Origin of the sequence: Nocardia wallacei, assembly GCF_029869545.1 — a bacterium.
Taxonomy (GTDB): domain Bacteria; phylum Actinomycetota; class Actinomycetes; order Mycobacteriales; family Mycobacteriaceae; genus Nocardia; species Nocardia wallacei_A.
Genome location: NZ_JARWQD010000158.1, coordinates 1 through 15,502, shown reverse-complemented (window position 1 = coordinate 15,502; position 15,502 = coordinate 1). Strand labels below are relative to the sequence as shown.

The window sequence follows — 15,502 nt, the reverse complement described above, 5'->3', positions numbered from 1 at the left end:
GCTCAGCTCTCGTCCGGAGCCTTGGCGATGGCGCGGACCTGCGCCTCGTAGGCGGCGCGGGTCCGCTCGTCGGAGGGGTGCAGGGCGCGGTCGCCGTCGAAGAGGCGGCGGACCAGGCGCACCGCGGGTTCGGGGGCGGCGGCCAGGGCGACATCGATGGGGTTGAGGTAACTCGGGACGGCGACCTCGGCGCGGCGGGTTCGGCAGGTCTTCACGATGGCGGCCGCGACGTCCTCCGGATCGACCGTCGGCAGGCCGTGGCCGAGGGTCAACCCCGAGGACAGGCGGGTACGCACGGCCGAGGGCAGCACGCAGCTGACGCTGACGCCGTGTTCGGCGAACTCGAGCCGTGTGGAGGCCGAAAGGCCCACGGCGGCAAACTTACTCGCGTTGTACACGGCCAGTCCGGGCAGCGGGATCTTGCCCGCCAGCGACGCCACGTTCACCACGTGCCCGCGACCGCGCTCGATCATCCCCGGCACCACCGCCCGCATGCCGTGGATCAGCCCCCACACGTTGACATCGATCGTGGTGTGCCCCACCGCATCCGGTTCGTCGAGGAAGGCACCGGCGGGCATCACGCCCGCGTTGTTGACCAGGATGTCCACCCCGCCCAGATCGGCGATCACCTTGTCCCACTGCTCGCGGTCGCGCACATCCAGCTCGTGGGCGCTGCCACCGAGCGCCGCGGCGGCGGCCTGCGCGGCGGCCACGTCGACATCGGCGATCGCCACCCGAGCGCCCTTGCCCGCGAACAGTTCCGCGGTTGCCTGACCGATGCCACGCCCGGCACCGGTAATCAAGATTCGCGCGCCCCGCAGGTCGATGGCTGGGTAGTCGGTTCCGAAGAGGCTCATACTGGTGTCCTTTCGTACCCGCGCGGCTGTGTCGCGCGGACGCTCATACGAAAACGCCTTGCTCCACGGCGCGGCGCGTACTGCGCAGGCTGTGCTCGAACGTGGACTTCCGGCGCCGTCCGTCCATGAAATTGGGTCCCATCACCGCCAGGTCGTCGGCGGTGGCGTCCACCCGCAGCACCTTGGTACCGGCCGCGCGCACCGCGGCGATCTCCGCATCGAGCTTGGCGCTCATGCGATTTCGCATCTGCCGCTCCAGCAGATGACCGGGGCCGGTGGCCGGAATGCGGCCGGTCGAGGCCATCGGCGCCACTACCACCAGCTCGTCCAGCTCGCGCGGCACCAGGAGGTCCACCGAGGCGGTGGAGGCGGCGCCGCCGTCGATGTAGCGGCGACCACCGATCGATACGGGCGGGAACCAACCCGGCACCGCCCACGAGGCGCGCAACGCGGCACCGATCGGCGCCGCGGGAGCGCCCGGCGAGCCGAAGGCCACTCGCGCACCGGTCGAATAGTCCATCGCGACAAGCCAAGTCGCCGGATGCGAGACCCACGACCGGCCCGGGTTCAGCTCCGTCGCCAGTCGCTCGAGCCATCCGGCGTCGCCGCCGCCGACCGGCAGCAGGCCGCTTCCCGCGGTCAACAGGCCCTGCCCGGAACGGTTGCCGCGCAACGCCATTCGCACCGAGCCCAGCGACGGTCGGGGCAGCGGCGGGAACCTGCCCGGCTCGTCGCGCAGGTGCCGCACCAGCACCGGATTCGTGGTGCTGCCGTCCTGCATGGCCACCAGGTCGTCGACGCCCAGCCCGCTGCCGAGCATGGTCACCAGCTCCGCACCGGCCGACGTGCCGACCAGCACGTCCGCGGTCCGCGGATCCCAGTCCAGCGCGTCGCGCACGGCGGCCAGCGCCGCGATGATCCACGCCGCGCCGAGCGTGCCGCCGCACCCGATCGCGAGGCCACGCCGCTGTGGCCGATTGCCGTTACCCATAGTTGCGAACATATCAGAATGTAAATACCGACGGTATCCGGAATCCATCGGTACATAGAATTGCCGCATGGCACGACTGACCCGGTCCGAGAGTCAGGCCCGCACCCGGGCCGATCTGCTGGCCACCGCGCGCGAGCTGTTCCTCACCGAGGGCTACGCGCGCACCAGCCTGGAGCGGGTGGCCGAGGCGGCGGGCTACTCCAAGGGCGCGGTGTACTCGAACTTCCGCACCAAGTCCGAGCTGTGCCTCGAGGTGCTCGCCGATATCCACGAGACCAAGTTCGCCGAGGTGAGCGAGCTGCTCCGGGACGGCGAGGGCCTCGACGAGCGGCTCGCCCGATTCCAGGGCTGGGCCGAGCGCACCCTCGGCGACGTCGGGTGGACGATGCTGGAATTCGAGTTCGCGATCGTCGCGCGGGAGGATCCGCAGCTGCAGGCGGCGCTGGTGTCGAGCCTGTCGCTGGTGCGCGGGACGGTCGCCGCACAGCTGCAGACGCTGTCCGAGGCGGTCGGCATGCGGCTGCCGATGCCGCCCGAGGACGCGGCCACCACGGTGTTGAGCATGGGGTTGGGACTGGGCATCCAGCGGGCGATCGATCCGTCGCTCTCGGCGGGGCTGATCACCGACGCGGTGCGGGCGCTCGTGCAATCCGGGCGGCCGGTCACGCCCTGAAGTGCAGGGTCCATTCGCCGCGATAGTGCATCCGGGTGACGCTGACCGGGGGAATATCGATGCGCCAGAACGATTTCGCGGGGGCGTCCAGGGCGACGAGCAGGGCCGAGCGGATCACCGCCGGATGGGTCACGGCGATGGTGGGCACGCCCTCGACGACGATATCGATGAGCCATTCCCTGATTCGCTCGATCACGTCGTGGACCGACTCCCCGCCGTGACCGCGGAACTTCGGATCGGTGAGCCAGGCGTACAGCTCGTCCTGCGGCACCGACATGAGCTCGCCGCCGCGCCACGCCCCGGCGTCCATATCGCGTAATCGGTCGTCCTCGTCGCCGAGCAGGCCCAGCAACGCCGCGGTTTCGACGGCGCGGCGCTCGGGCGCCATGAGCACGCGGGCGGCGTGCAGGCGGCCGCAGGCGGCGACCGCACGGCGGCCGGACTCGGTCAGCGGCTCGTCCACCGGGAATCGTGCTTTGCGCATCGCCTCGGTCATGCCGTGACTGACCAGGTCGAGCCGGAGCACCTTCTGCACGGATGGAAGCGTACGGCGCGGCGTGCGGGACCGTCCCGCGATTGCTCAGCCTTAGCTCCCTGTCGCGCCCGGCCCGGCACGGCCCGGATTCCTGTCGGTGCCCGGGTGCACACTGGGGTCCATGGACCAGTTCTCCCGCCCCACCCAGGAGTGGTTCGACGGTGCGTTCCCCGCACCGACGGCCGCTCAGCTGGGCGCGTGGAAGGCCATCGCGGCCGGGGAACATACGCTGGTCGTCGCGCCGACCGGTTCCGGTAAGACGCTGTCGGCGTTCCTCTGGGCCATCGACCAGCTGGCCACGCGGGAGCCGTCGGACTCCCCGCGCAAGACCTCGGTGCTCTACGTCTCACCACTCAAGGCGCTCGCGGTGGATGTGGAGCGCAACCTGCGCGCCCCGCTGGTGGGCGTCACCCAGACGGCGAAGCGGCTGGGGTTGTCGCCGCCGGAGATCAGCGTCGGCGTGCGCTCGGGCGACACCACGGCCGCCGCGCGGCGCACGCTGCAGCGCACCCCGCCCGACATCCTCATCACCACGCCCGAATCGTTGTACCTCATGCTGACCTCGGCCGCCCGGGAGACGCTGAGCGAGGTGCACACCGTGATCGTCGACGAGGTGCACGCCATCGCCGGGTCCAAACGCGGTGCGCACCTGGCACTTTCGCTCGCCCGGCTGGACCTGCTGACCGAGCGCCCGGCGCAGCGGATCGGGCTGTCGGCGACGGTGCGCCCACCGGAGGAGGTGGGCCGGTTCCTGGTGGGCCCCGCCCCGATCACCATCGTCGCGCCCCCGGCGCCGAAGACCTTCGACCTGTCGGTGCGGGTGCCGGTGGCGGATATGACCGAACCGGACGAGTCCGGCGAGTCCGACAGCCCCGGGTCGATCTGGCCGCACGTCGACTCCGCGATCGTGGATCTCGTCCTGGCGCACCGGTCGTCGATCGTCTTCGCGAATTCGCGACGCCTGGCCGAGCGGTTGACCGCCCGCCTGAACGAGACCTACGCCGGACAGCTCGGCCAGTCGGTCGAGACCGACCACGAGCTGCCCTCGCAGCTGGGCCTACCCTCCGATGTGAGCCACGGGGCGGAGTCGCTGCTGGCCCGCGCGCATCACGGGTCGGTGAGCAAGGAGCAGCGCGCGCTCATCGAGGACGATCTCAAGAGCGGGCGGCTGCGCTGCGTGGTCGCGACCAGCAGCCTGGAGCTCGGCATCGATATGGGCGCGGTCGATCTGGTGGTGCAGGTGGAGGCCCCGCCCTCGGTGGCCAGCGGGCTGCAGCGGGTCGGCCGCGCCGGACATCAGGTCGGCGAGATCTCCCGCGGCGTGATCTTCCCCAAGCACCGCACCGACGTCATCCACTGCGCGGTGACATCGATGCGGATGACGGCGGGGCAGATCGAGGCGCTGCAGATTCCGGCCCATCCGCTCGATGTGCTGGCGCAGCAGACCGTCGCGGCCTGCGCGCTGGACCCGATCGATGTCGACACCTGGTTCGAGATCGTCAGGGGCACAGGCAGTTACGCGACGCTGCCCCGATCCGCCTACGAGTCGGTGCTCGACCTGCTGTCGGGCCGCTATCCGTCCGACGAGTTCGCCGAACTGCGCCCGCGCGTGGTGTGGGATCGCGACGCGGGCACCCTGACGGGGCGGCCCGGGGCGCAACGGCTGGCCGTCACCTCCGGCGGCGCGATTCCCGACCGCGGCCTGTTCCCGGTGTTCATGGTCGGCGAACGAGCCTCGCGCGTAGGCGAACTCGACGAGGAGATGGTCTACGAGTCCCGCGTGGGCGATGTGTTCGCCCTGGGCGCCACCAGCTGGCGGATCGAGGAGATCACCCACGACCGCGTCCTGGTCACTCCCGCCTTCGGCCTGCCCGGCAGGCTTCCGTTCTGGCACGGCGATTCCCTGGGCCGCCCCGCCGAATTGGGCGGCGCCCTGGGCGAGTTCGTGCGTAAGGCCGGGCAGGCGGTGGAGCGGGCCCCCGCCGCCGGTCGCACCGACCTCGAAGGTGTGGCGCACGCCGCGGGCCTGGACGACTTCGCGACCGCCAACCTGGTATCCCTGCTGAGCGACCAGCGACAGGCCACCGGCCATCTGCCCACCGACCGCACGCTGCTGGTCGAGCGCTTCCGCGACGAACTCGGCGACTGGCGGCTCATCCTGCATTCGCCGTACGGGCTGCCCGTGCACGCGCCCTGGGCCCTGGCCGTGGGTTCCCGGCTGCGCGAACGGTTCGGGGTCGATGCCGCGCCGACCGCCGCCGACGACGGAATCGTGGTCCGGCTGCCGGACACCACCGACGACCCGCCGGGTGCCGAGCTGTTCGTCTTCGAACCCGACGAGATCGACGACATCGTCACCGAGCAGGTCGGCAGCTCGGCCCTGTTCGCCTCCCGGTTCCGGGAGTGCGCCGCGCGCGCCCTGCTGCTGCCGCGCCGCGATCCCGGCCGCCGGGCACCGCTGTGGCAGCAGCGGCAGCGCGCGGCCCAATTGCTGGACGTGGCACGCAAATTCCCCGACTTCCCGATCCTGCTGGAGACCGTGCGCGAATGCCTGCAGGACGTCTACGACCTGTCCTCGCTGCGCGACCTGCTGGGCAATGTCGCCCGGCGCAAGCTGCGGCTGGTGGAGGTGGAGACGGCGGCACCGTCCCCGTTCGCCAATGCGCTGCTGTTCGACTACATCGGGCAGTTCATCTACGAGGGCGACAGCCCGCTGGCCGAGCGTCGCGCGGCCGCGCTCTCACTGGATTCCGCCCTGCTCGCCGAGTTGCTCGGCCGGGTGGAGCTGCGCGAACTGCTGGATTCGGCGGTCATCGACCAGACCGAGCGGGAATTGCAGCGCCGCACTCCCGAGCGCCAGGCGCGAGACGCGGAGGGGCTGGCCGATCTCCTGCGGCTGCTCGGTCCGCTCACCCCGGCCGAGGCGGCCGCGCGCAGCCTCGACGATCCGCGGCCGTGGTTCGAGGAGCTGTCGAAAGCCCGTCGCGCCCTGGAGGTTTCGTTCGCCGGTGCGCACTGGTGGGCGGCGGCCGAGGATGCCTCGCGGCTGCGCGATGCGCTCGGCGTGCCGCTGCCGATCGGCACGCCCGCCGCGTTCATCGAGCCCGTCGCCGATCCCCTGGGCGATCTGGTCGGCCGCTACGCCCGCACCCACGGCCCGTTCACCCTGGACGCGGTCGCGCATCGCTTCGGGATCGGACCGGCGGTCGCCGCGACGGCGCTGCACCGGCTGGCTCACGAGAAGCGGGTCGTGGAGGGCGAATTCACGCCCGGGTCGACCGGCACCGAATGGTGCGACAGTCAGGTGCTGCGGCGGCTGCGGCGGCGTTCGCTGGCGGCCGCCCGCAAGGAGGTGGAGCCGGTCGCGACGGCGGCCTTCGCGCGCTTCCTGCCCGCGTGGCAGCATGTCGGCAGCGCGGAACTGCGCGGCGTCGACGGCGTCGCGGCCGTCGTCGAACAGCTTGCGGGAGTGCCGATTCCGGCCTCGGCGTGGGAATCGCTGATCCTGCCGTCCCGGGTGCGCGACTACTCCCCGGCCATGCTGGACGAGCTGACGGCGACCGGCGAGGTGATCTGGTCCGGCCACGGGTCGATCACCGCCAAGGACGGCTGGATCGCGCTGCACCCGGCCGAGCAGGCCGGGCTCACCCTGGCCCCGCCCGACGAGATCGACTTCACCGCGGTCCAGACACAGCTGCTGCTGGCGATGGGGGCGACGGTGGTACCGGAATCGGCCGAGGAAGCCACCGGTGGCCGCACCCAGGTACTCCCCGGTCCCGGCGGCGCCTACTTCTTCCGGCAGCTGTCGGACTCCACCGGCCTGCTCGACGACGCTGCGGTGACCGCGGCCCTGTGGGAACTGGTGTGGGCGGGTTACGTGGCCGGGGATACCTTCGCCCCGGTGCGGGCCCTGCTGTCGGGGACGACGCGCAGCACCTCGGCACACCGCACGCCCCGGCGAACCCCGCGCGGACGCGCCTACCTCCCGCGGCCGAATATGCCGTCCCGCACCGGCTCCCCGACCGTGGCCGGGCGCTGGTCGCTGCTGCCCGAGCGGATCACCGACAACACCGTCCGCGCGCAGGCCACCGCCGATCTACTGCTGGAGCGCTACGGCGTCCTCACCCGCGGGTCGGTCCAGAGCGAGGGCGTGCCGGGCGGATTCGCGCTGATGTACCGGGTGCTCACCGAATTCGAGGACCGCGGCCGCTGCCGCCGCGGCTATTTCGTGGATTCGCTCGGCGGCGCGCAGTTCTCCACCACCGACGTGGTGGATCGGATGCGCTCGTTCGACACCGAGCGCACCGACCGCGCGCCGGGCAGGGCGCTCGCCCTGGCCGCCTGCGATCCGGCCAATCCCTACGGCGCGGCCCTGCCGTGGCCGAAGGATCCCGAGGGCGGGGGGCATCGACCGGGTCGCAAGGCGGGAGCCCTGGTCGTCCTGGCCGAGGGTGAGCTCGCCCTGTATCTGGAGCGCGGCGGCAAGACCCTGCTCACCTTCACCGAGGACCCGCAGATCCGCGCCCAGGCCGCCGCCGCCCTCGCCGGTCTGGTCCACGACCGCCGCGTCGACTCGCTGGTGATCGACCGGGTCAACGGAGAGTCGGTGCACGGCAACACCTTCGCCACCTTCCTCACCGAGGCGGGGTTCGCGCCGACGCCGCGCGGGTTCCGATTGCGGAGCAGGCCGTGAGCGGTCCCGATGCCCGAAGGTGACGTCGTCTACCGCACCGCCACCCGCCTGGCCGCGGCGCTTGCCGGAAATAAGCTGACCCGCAGCGACTTCCGCGTCCCGAGGTATGCCACCCTCGATCTCCGCGGTCAGCGGGTGGAGAGCGTCGGCAGCTACGGCAAGCACCTGTTCGTGCGGACCGCCGCGGTGAGCATCCACACCCACCTGAAGATGGAGGGCGAGTGGCGGGTGTTCCGGCCCGGGCAGCGCTGGACCAAGCCGGGGTTCACCGCGCGGCTGGTGCTGGCCACCGAAGACGCCGAGGCCGTGGGTTTCTCGCTCGGAACGGTCGAGGTGCTCCGGCGCGACGACGAGCACACCGCCGTCGACCATCTCGGCCCGGATCTCCTCGACCCCAACTGGAATGCGGACGAGGCGGTCCGCCGACTGTCGCAACACCCCGACCAGCCCATCGGCCTGGCACTACTCGACCAGCGCAATCTCGCGGGAATCGGCAACATCTACCGCAGCGAGACCTGTTTCCTGCACCGAGTCCACCCCGCCACGCCCGTCGGCGCGATACCCGACCTCCCGGGCCTGGTGAACGAGGCACACCGCATCCTCACCAAGGCCACCCACGAACCCCCATGGCGCCCCCTGGCCTACGGCCGCCAACGCCGCCCCTGCCGCCGCTGCGCCACAACCCTCGTAGTCCACCTACTCGGCGACGACACCACCCCCCGCGCCGAACGCGGCATCTATTTCTGCCCGCACTGCCAGCCCCCGCCCTGACACACCCGACAGGAGCGTGTCGCCCCAGCGGCCCATGTGCGATTTGCCACCCTGTTGCTAACATTTCGATAATCGGGGCCGACAGACCCTGCGACCGATCGGACCACACGGTAGGAGCAGGCCTATGGCGGCGACGATGGCCAGGCGACGCGTCGTCGGCATCGCCACGCAACTGGTGATCGCGCTCGCCGCGACGGTGGTGACCGTCGTGTGTACCTGCGTCCTGCTGCACCAGCATCCCCAGGGCAGCGTCTCCCGGCCGACCGGACAGCAGCCTCCCGCCACCTCCTCTCGCTGAGCACCCCTGCATCGAATTCCTTGACGGTGCAACGCAACCCGGATAACTTACAAATTGTTATTTATCTGAGGAGGTTCGCCATGGGCGAGCGCACTGTCCGGGATTCGCGCCGGTTTGTGGTCATCGGGGGCGGGCTGGCGGGGCTGGCGGCCGCGGTGTGGCTGGCGGAGGCCGGGAAGCAGGTCACGCTGCTGGAGCGGCGCGGACGGCTCGGCGGGCGGACCCACGCCATGCGGGCCGAGCCCGTGGACGACATTCCCGACAACGGCCAGCACGTCATCGCGAGCGGCTACGACCACCTGTTCCGCTATCTCGAATCCGTAGGCACCCGGCACTTCGTCGCCTTCCCGCAGCGGGCGACGCTGCGCTGGCCGGACGGCCGCAAGACGACCATGGCGACCACCGGGGCGGGCGCGATCCGGACCCTGTTCGGCGCGCATCCGAGCGCGAGCTGGCTCGACCGGATCCGATCGGCGCGCGCCACGGTGCGGCTGGGTTGGCAGAGCCTGCATCAGCCCGCGGATCTGGCCGATCTCACCACCGAACAGTGGTTTCAGCGGGTCGGCATGCCGCCCACCGCGCGGGAGGCGCTGTGGGACTGGCTGGCCCTGGGCATCGCCGCCGAGCCGGTGCAGCGCGAGTCGGCGAAGGTCTTCGCCGATGTGATGGCGACCGGGCTGCGCCTGGGCCTGAAGCATCGCACCCCGGCGACCATCGGCTACCCCACCGTCGACCTGGACACGCTCTACATCACCGGCGCACTCGAGGTGTTCGAGCGCCACGGCGTGGACGTGCGATACCGCGCGGTGGCTCGCCGGATCCACATCGCCGACGGCGCGGTCACCGGGGTCGCGCTGGCCGACGGCACGGTCGTCCCTGCCGAGGCCGTGGTGTGCGCGGTGCCCAATTCCACGATCGGCGGACTGCTCGACGATCTCCCCGAGCATGCCGAAATCTATGCCGCCGCAGACAAATTGGGTTACACACCGATCGTCAGCACCAATCTCTACCTGGATCGCGCGCTGGGCACCGAGGCCGAATTCGAGGCGCTCATCGGCGGCACCGGCATCATCGACGAGGTCTTCGACCGCCAGCGCATGCACGGGCGTTCCACCGATGCCGCGTGGCTGTACTGCCTGACCACCAGCGGCGCCTACGAGCAGATCCACAAGAGCAACGACGAGATCGTCGCCGAGCAGATGGAACTGCTGCGCCGCTACTATCCCGCGGCCCGCGACGCGAAAGTCGTGACGGCCCAGGTGGTCAAGATGCCCAGGGCGACCTTCTCCCAAGTGCTGGGCACGCACGGGCTGCGGCCGCCGCAGCGGACCTCGGTCCCGACCCTGGTGCTGGCCGGCGACTGGACCGCCACCGACTGGTCGGCCACCATGGAAAGCGCCGCGCAGAGCGCCGCCCGGGCGGTGGACCTGCTGCTCGAGTTACCTTCGGTGCCGTGAGTGCCGACCGTCCCGCCGTCAAACGCCGCATGTCGGCCGCCGATCGGCGCGCCCAGCTGCTGGACGTGACGCGGGACATCGTCGCCGCCGACGGCTTCACCGCCGTGAGCATCGACCGGGTGGCCCGCGCCGCCGACGTCACCCGGGCGGTGGTGTATCAGCAGTTCACGGATCTGCCCGGGCTGGTGGCGGCGCTGCTGGAGCGCGAGCGCGCCATCGCGCTGGCCGGTGTCGACAGCGTCGACCGCCCGGCGCCCGGCGGCGATGTGGACGCCGTCGGCCGCGGCATTCTCGCGTATCTGCATGCGGCCCCGGTCAGTTGGCGCATCATCCTGCGGCCGCCCGACGGTGCGCCGCCGGAGTTGCGGGAGCAGATCGAACTGGGCCGCGCCTACGCCCGCCGGGTGGGCGCCCGGCACCTGTCCCGGATCGCGGGGGTCACCGTCGATCCGGACGGCCCGACCGAGCGAATCCTGTTGGCGGCCATGGAGGAACTGGCGCGGCTACACCTCGAGGATCCCCGTTCGCACCCCGACGATCTGGTCCTGCGCTATCTGCGCTCGCTGGTGTCGTGGGCGGCGGAGGCCGAGCGCGGCGAGCGGCAACGGTGACGGCATACCCTCACCCTTCGATGGGCACCGGCTCCAGGATCTCCGGACGGGGTTCCGGTGCGGCGGCACGTAGTTCGTCGGCGGAGACGTCGTCCGGCTGCGTCTGCGAGCGCACCTCCGCCTCCACCCGGGCCCGGTAGGTGTCGACCTCGCGCTCCACTTCGGCTGCGCCCCAACCCAATACGGGAGCGACCAGCTCGGCGACCTCGGTGGCGCAATCGACCCCGCGATGCGAGTACTCGATCGAGATCCGGGTGCGGCGGGCCAGGATGTCGTCCAGGTGCAGCGCGCCCTCCGCGGCCGCCGCGTACACCGCCTCCACCCGCAGATAGGTGGGCGCGTCCGTAATCGGTTGCAGCAGTTCGGGTTTGCCCTCGGCCAGGTCGAGTACGTCGGTGACCAGCGACCCGTACCGGTTGAGCAGGTGCTCGATGCGGTACGGATGCACCCCGTAGGTCTCGGCCAGGTGCTGGGTCTGGTTGAGCAGGGCGAAGTAGCCGTCGGCGCCCAGCAGCGGCACCTTGTCGGTGATGGTCGGCGATACCCGCTGCGGAATGTCTTGTGCCGCAGCGTCGACCGCGTCATAGGCCATCACGCGGTAGGTGGTGTACTTACCCCCGGCGATCGCAACCAGACCCGGCGCGATCCGCGCGACCGCATGTTCGCGCGACAGCTTCGACGTCTCGTCGCTCTCCCCCGCCAGCAGCGGCCGCAACCCGGCGTACACGCCCTGGATGTCGTCGTGGGTGAGCGGGGTGACCAGCACCTGGTTGACCCGGTCCAGCAGGTAGTCGATATCGGCCTTGGTGGCCGCGGGATGGGCCAGGTCGAGGTTCCAGTCGGTGTCGGTGGTGCCGATGATCCAGTGATTGCTGCCCCACGGAATGACGAACAGCACCGAGGTCGGCGTGCGCAGGATCAGGGCGGTATCGCTGGCGATCCGGTCGCCGGGGACCACGATGTGCACGCCCTTGGAGGCCCGCACGTGGAAGCGGCCGCGCAGCCGGGTCAGCGCCTGGATCTCGTCGGTCCACACCCCGGTGGCGTTGACGACCACGTGCCCGCGCACCTCGGTGGTGCGGCCGTCCTCGCTGTCGCGGACCTTCACGCCCACCACCCGGTCGGCCTCCCGCAGGAAGTTCACCACCTGCGTGGAGGTGCGGATCACCGCGCCGTAGTGGGCGGCGGTGCGGGCCACGGTCATGGTGTGGCGGGCGTCGTCCACCACCGTGTCGTAGTAGGTGACGCCGCCGATCAGCGCGTCGCGGCGCAACCCCGGCGCCAGCCGCAGCGCACCGGAACGAGTCACATGATGTTGTCCGGGAACGGATTTCGCGCCGCCCATGGTGTCGTAGAGCACCAGCCCCGACGCGACGTAGGGCCGCTCCCACACCCGGTGGGTGAGCGGATAGAGGAAGCGCAGCGGCTTGACCAGATGGGGCGCCAGCGTCTTGAGGCTCAGCTCGCGCTCGTGCAGCGCCTCGCGCACCAGGCCGAACTCCAGCTGTTCCAGGTAGCGCAGGCCGCCGTGGAACATCTTGGACGAGCGGCTCGAGGTCCCCGACGCCAGATCGCGGGCCTCCACCAGGGCGACCTCCAGGCCGCGGGTGGCCGCGTCCAGCGCGATCCCGGCACCGACCACACCACCGCCGATCACCACCACGTCGAAGTGTTTCTCACCCAGCCGCTCCCAGGCGTCCGCGCGCTGCGCGGGCCCCAGGTCGCCGGGCGATTGTGCCTGCGGTTGCGACTTCTTCGTCATAGCTCGACTCCTCCAGAACCGGTGGATCGACCTGCCCGTACGGTACTGCCAGGCTGCTCGCTTACAGGCTATGGGAACCGCGCCACTTCCCACCCCGGATAGCCCCGTGTCGCCCACCCACAGCGCTTACTACCCGCAAGTAACCACCAACCACAGTAGCCCAGCCACCGGCGCCCGATGATGTGATCCGCAGCGCGCCGCGGCGAACGTCCCGGGAGCCATCCCAACCGACGGGATCCTGCGCGAGAACAAGGGACCTATCCGGTCTGGACGAAAAACCTTGTGGCGGTTACTGTTCGCTCGATGCGGCCGCCAGGCGGTCGACGGCCTCCCGGAGCGTGGCGGCGTCCGATGTGGTGAAGCACAGGCGCATCGAATTGCGGTAGCCCGCGTCGACGGCGAAGGCGGAGCCGGGGACGTAGGCGACACCGTGATCGACGGCGCGCGGCAGCAATTCGACCGTGTCCGTGCCGTCGGTGAAGTCGACCCAGACGAACATCCCGCCCGCCGCGTCGGTACTTACCATCCGATCGCCGAAGCGGTCGCGCAGCGCACCGACCAGGCCCTCTGCCCGCTCGCCGTAGATGCGGCGCACCTTGTCCACATGGTCGGTCAGCCAAGCGCCGTCGGCGAGCAGGTCGGCCGCGATCTGCTGGGTCAGTGCCGAACCGCAGAGGTCTGCGCCCTGCTTCAGCAGTTCCACACCCCGGCACACCGCGTTCGGCGCGATCATCCAGCCCGCTCGCAGGGTCGGCGCCAGGATCTTCGAGGCACTGGACAGGCGAATCACGTTGGGCGAGTAGGCCGCAACGGGTTCGGGTGAGGGCTGCTCGAACCACAGCTCACCGTAGGGGTCGTCCTCCACGACCCAGAAGCCGTACCGCTGGGCGAGTTCGGCCAGTTCGCGGCGGCGATCCGAACTCAGGGTCACCCCGCGGGGATTGTGAAAATTGCTCACGGTGTGCACAACGGCGGGCCGCTCGCCACGCTCGAGCAGGTCGTTCAGGGCGTCGACGCGCATCCCCTCGGCGTCCAGGGGCACCGCCACAATCCGCGCCCCGGCGGCCCGAAACACCTGCAGCGCACCGACATACGCCGGATCCTCGACCACGACCAGCGCGCCGGGGTCCAACAGCACGTCGGCGAGCAGGGACAGCGCCTGCTGCGACCCGTGCGTGACGAAGACCTCCTCGACAGGCACGGACCGACCCAAGCGCGCGGATTCCCGCCCGGCGATCACCTCGCGCAGCGGACCCCAGCCCGCCGACTCGGTGTACTGCAGCCGCGACCGATCGGTCAGCGCGGTCTCGGCCGCCAGCGCGATCCGGTCGCGCGGCATGAGCTGCTCGTCGGGCAGGCCACCGGCCAGACCGATGATGTCGTCGCGCGCGGTCAGCTTCAGCAGGTCGCGAATCGCAGAGCTTTGCAGACCGTCCAGGCGGCGCGCCATGGGTGGCGTGATTCGGGACATGGGCACCTCCGAGCTATGCGCAGTAATGCCCACTGTCGCACAGGTCAGCTCAGAGTATGAAATCCATTTCTCACATTATGAGACCTACCGAGGAACGACCGCCGAGATCAGATACTTTCCATCACGGTTTTCCACGGTGACCTGCTGCAGATACTGGGGGGCGCCGCCGTCCGGCCGGTACTCGTTGACGTCCACGTTGTACACGTTCGGCGCAACTTCCTCGATCCGCAGGCAGTAGGTGGTCCCGCGGGGAACCTGGGTGTCGATGGCCTCCTGAGCCACATCGACCGCTCCGGGCGCCACGAAGGTGCGCGCGTTGGCGGCACTGCGATCGCCGTAGAAGGCGTGCTGGAATCCGAGAATCGCCGCCGGTCCGCTGTCGGTACCGCCTGGTCCGTTACCAATCGTCACCCTGCCGTCGGTACGAGCCGGGCAGCCCACAGAGCTGGCAGCAGAACTCGGCTCCGACGGAGCCGCCGTTTCCTCGCTCCCCCCACCGGTGTTCCGCGTGGCGAACACGATCACCGCGGCGATAGCCACGATCACGACGAATGCGGCGGCCAACCCGCCGATAAGCACGCCGGTGTTGCGTCGCGGCTTCTCGGACTCCGGCTCCGGTTCCGGGCGCGGGGCGGCCAGTTTCTTGGCCAGATCGTCGTCGTCCCACAACGAGCTCGACGAGGAGGATTCACGCGGCGACGGGCGTGCGGCCACCAGTTTCTTGGCGAGCTCGTCGTCGTCCCACAGCGAACCCGATGACTCCCGCTGCGGGGCGGCCGGTCGGTCCGGCGGCGCGGAGCGACGCGCGGCCCCCTGATCGGATTGCTCCGGATAGCGGACGGTGGGCTGGGACGGGGGCGACGGCGGTACCGAACGTCCGGAGTCGGACGGGCGCCTCGACTCCTGCGCGGGTCCGCGCTGCATGTCCGGTCCATGCCCACGCTGATCCATCGGCGCGGGACCTCGCGGCGGCGGGGCCGAACCCGAATCCGGCGCTCGATACTGCGGTGGCGGAGGCGGCACCGGCGGGGCAGCCGGGGCATCGGCGGGCTGCCAGCCCAGACTTGGGCGTTCGGGCTCGTCGGCCGGGGCCCAGCCGACCGAACTCGATTCACCGGTCGGCGGACCGAAGTCCTTCAGGGGCGGACCGAAGTCGCTGAGTGGGGGCCCGAACTCGGACAGCGGCGGCCCGAATTCGGACTCGCCGCGATCGCGCGGCCCGGACCGACCGGATTCGTCATGTCTGGGATCGTCTTCGGAGCCCATCACCTACAGTCCCTTCCCCGAGACACGCAACGTGGGGGGGGGGCGGGGCCACCCCCCCCCCCCCCCGAGAGACACGGGATTATATGCGATGCGCACCACCCACCCCCGCCGGGCACC

General features: G+C 70.7%; 12 protein-coding genes. 6 read left to right on the top strand and 6 right to left on the bottom strand.

What is annotated here, in order from left to right:
- Positions 1–2 precede the first annotated feature (2 nt).
- Positions 3–857 (bottom strand): SDR family oxidoreductase, encoded by an 855-nt coding sequence (locus QH290_RS12725; RefSeq protein WP_280265110.1) that lies wholly within the window; start codon positions 855–857, stop codon positions 3–5.
- 43 nt (positions 858–900) lie between these two features.
- On the bottom strand, positions 901–1,848 hold the full coding sequence (locus tag QH290_RS12720) for a patatin-like phospholipase family protein (RefSeq protein ID WP_280265111.1): 948 nt from the start codon (positions 1,846–1,848) through the stop codon (positions 901–903).
- 67 nt (positions 1,849–1,915) lie between these two features.
- Between QH290_RS12720 and QH290_RS12715 the strand changes: the two genes are divergently transcribed.
- Entirely contained in the window at positions 1,916–2,521 is a 606-nt protein-coding gene (locus tag QH290_RS12715) for a TetR/AcrR family transcriptional regulator (RefSeq protein ID WP_280265112.1), read from the top strand.
- On the opposite strand, the gene QH290_RS12710 is transcribed toward QH290_RS12715, so the two are convergent.
- Positions 2,511–3,056: a histidine phosphatase family protein gene (locus QH290_RS12710; protein WP_280265113.1), complete on the bottom strand. Its 546-nt coding sequence runs from the start codon at positions 3,054–3,056 to the stop codon at positions 2,511–2,513. The genes QH290_RS12715 and QH290_RS12710 overlap by 11 nt on opposite strands.
- Positions 3,057–3,177: 121 nt before the next feature.
- Here QH290_RS12710 and QH290_RS12705 point away from each other — a divergent pair, with 121 nt between their 5' ends.
- The 5 genes from QH290_RS12705 to QH290_RS12685 all read left to right on the top strand — a co-directional run bounded on the left by QH290_RS12705 (position 3,178) and on the right by QH290_RS12685 (position 10,886).
- Positions 3,178–7,749 carry an ATP-dependent helicase gene (locus QH290_RS12705; RefSeq protein ID WP_280382951.1) on the top strand — a complete coding sequence of 1,524 codons (4,572 nt, stop codon included), beginning with the start codon at positions 3,178–3,180 and terminating at the stop codon, positions 7,747–7,749.
- 9 nt (positions 7,750–7,758) lie between these two features.
- Positions 7,759–8,520: a DNA-formamidopyrimidine glycosylase family protein gene (locus QH290_RS12700; protein ID WP_280382950.1), complete on the top strand. Its 762-nt coding sequence runs from the start codon at positions 7,759–7,761 to the stop codon at positions 8,518–8,520.
- A 124-nt stretch (positions 8,521–8,644) separates the two neighbouring features.
- Entirely contained in the window at positions 8,645–8,818 is a 174-nt protein-coding gene (locus QH290_RS12695) for a hypothetical protein (RefSeq protein WP_280265116.1), read from the top strand.
- A gap of 80 nt (positions 8,819–8,898) precedes the next feature.
- On the top strand, positions 8,899–10,275 hold the full coding sequence (gene hpnE / locus QH290_RS12690) for a hydroxysqualene dehydroxylase HpnE (RefSeq protein ID WP_280265117.1): 1,377 nt from the start codon (positions 8,899–8,901) through the stop codon (positions 10,273–10,275).
- 29 nt (positions 10,276–10,304) lie between these two features.
- Positions 10,305–10,886 (top strand): TetR/AcrR family transcriptional regulator, encoded by a 582-nt coding sequence (locus QH290_RS12685; RefSeq protein ID WP_280382956.1) that lies wholly within the window; start codon positions 10,305–10,307, stop codon positions 10,884–10,886.
- 10 nt (positions 10,887–10,896) lie between these two features.
- On the opposite strand, the gene glpD is transcribed toward QH290_RS12685, so the two are convergent.
- The 3 genes from glpD to QH290_RS12670 all read right to left on the bottom strand — a co-directional run bounded on the left by glpD (position 10,897) and on the right by QH290_RS12670 (position 15,385).
- Positions 10,897–12,648, bottom strand: a complete 1,752-nt coding sequence (glpD, locus tag QH290_RS12680; RefSeq protein WP_280382949.1) for a glycerol-3-phosphate dehydrogenase — start codon at positions 12,646–12,648, stop codon at positions 10,897–10,899.
- Between the two features lie 289 nt (positions 12,649–12,937).
- Positions 12,938–14,119: an aminotransferase-like domain-containing protein gene (locus QH290_RS12675; RefSeq protein WP_280265119.1), complete on the bottom strand. Its 1,182-nt coding sequence runs from the start codon at positions 14,117–14,119 to the stop codon at positions 12,938–12,940.
- An 84-nt stretch (positions 14,120–14,203) separates the two neighbouring features.
- Entirely contained in the window at positions 14,204–15,385 is a 1,182-nt protein-coding gene (locus tag QH290_RS12670) for a DUF8176 domain-containing protein (protein ID WP_483244076.1), read from the bottom strand.
- Positions 15,386–15,502: the final 117 nt, after the last annotated feature.

What these genes read in the sequence shown, in the direction of transcription:
- QH290_RS12725 (WP_280265110.1), bottom strand. Translation starts at nt 857, where the DNA reads ATGAGCCTCTTCGGAACCGACTACCCAGCCATCGACCTGCGGGGCGCG.
- QH290_RS12720 (WP_280265111.1), bottom strand. Translation starts at nt 1,848, where the DNA reads ATGGGTAACGGCAATCGGCCACAGCGGCGTGGCCTCGCGATCGGGTGC.
- QH290_RS12715 (WP_280265112.1), top strand. Translation starts at nt 1,916, where the DNA reads ATGGCACGACTGACCCGGTCCGAGAGTCAGGCCCGCACCCGGGCCGAT.
- QH290_RS12705 (WP_280382951.1), top strand. Translation starts at nt 3,178, where the DNA reads ATGGACCAGTTCTCCCGCCCCACCCAGGAGTGGTTCGACGGTGCGTTC.
- QH290_RS12700 (WP_280382950.1), top strand. Translation starts at nt 7,759, where the DNA reads ATGCCCGAAGGTGACGTCGTCTACCGCACCGCCACCCGCCTGGCCGCG.
- QH290_RS12695 (WP_280265116.1), top strand. Translation starts at nt 8,645, where the DNA reads ATGGCGGCGACGATGGCCAGGCGACGCGTCGTCGGCATCGCCACGCAA.
- hpnE (WP_280265117.1), top strand. Translation starts at nt 8,899, where the DNA reads ATGGGCGAGCGCACTGTCCGGGATTCGCGCCGGTTTGTGGTCATCGGG.
- QH290_RS12685 (WP_280382956.1), top strand. Translation starts at nt 10,305, where the DNA reads ATGTCGGCCGCCGATCGGCGCGCCCAGCTGCTGGACGTGACGCGGGAC.
- glpD (WP_280382949.1), bottom strand. Translation starts at nt 12,648, where the DNA reads ATGACGAAGAAGTCGCAACCGCAGGCACAATCGCCCGGCGACCTGGGG.
- QH290_RS12675 (WP_280265119.1), bottom strand. Translation starts at nt 14,119, where the DNA reads ATGTCCCGAATCACGCCACCCATGGCGCGCCGCCTGGACGGTCTGCAA.
- QH290_RS12670 (WP_483244076.1), bottom strand. Translation starts at nt 15,385, where the DNA reads ATGGGCTCCGAAGACGATCCCAGACATGACGAATCCGGTCGGTCCGGG.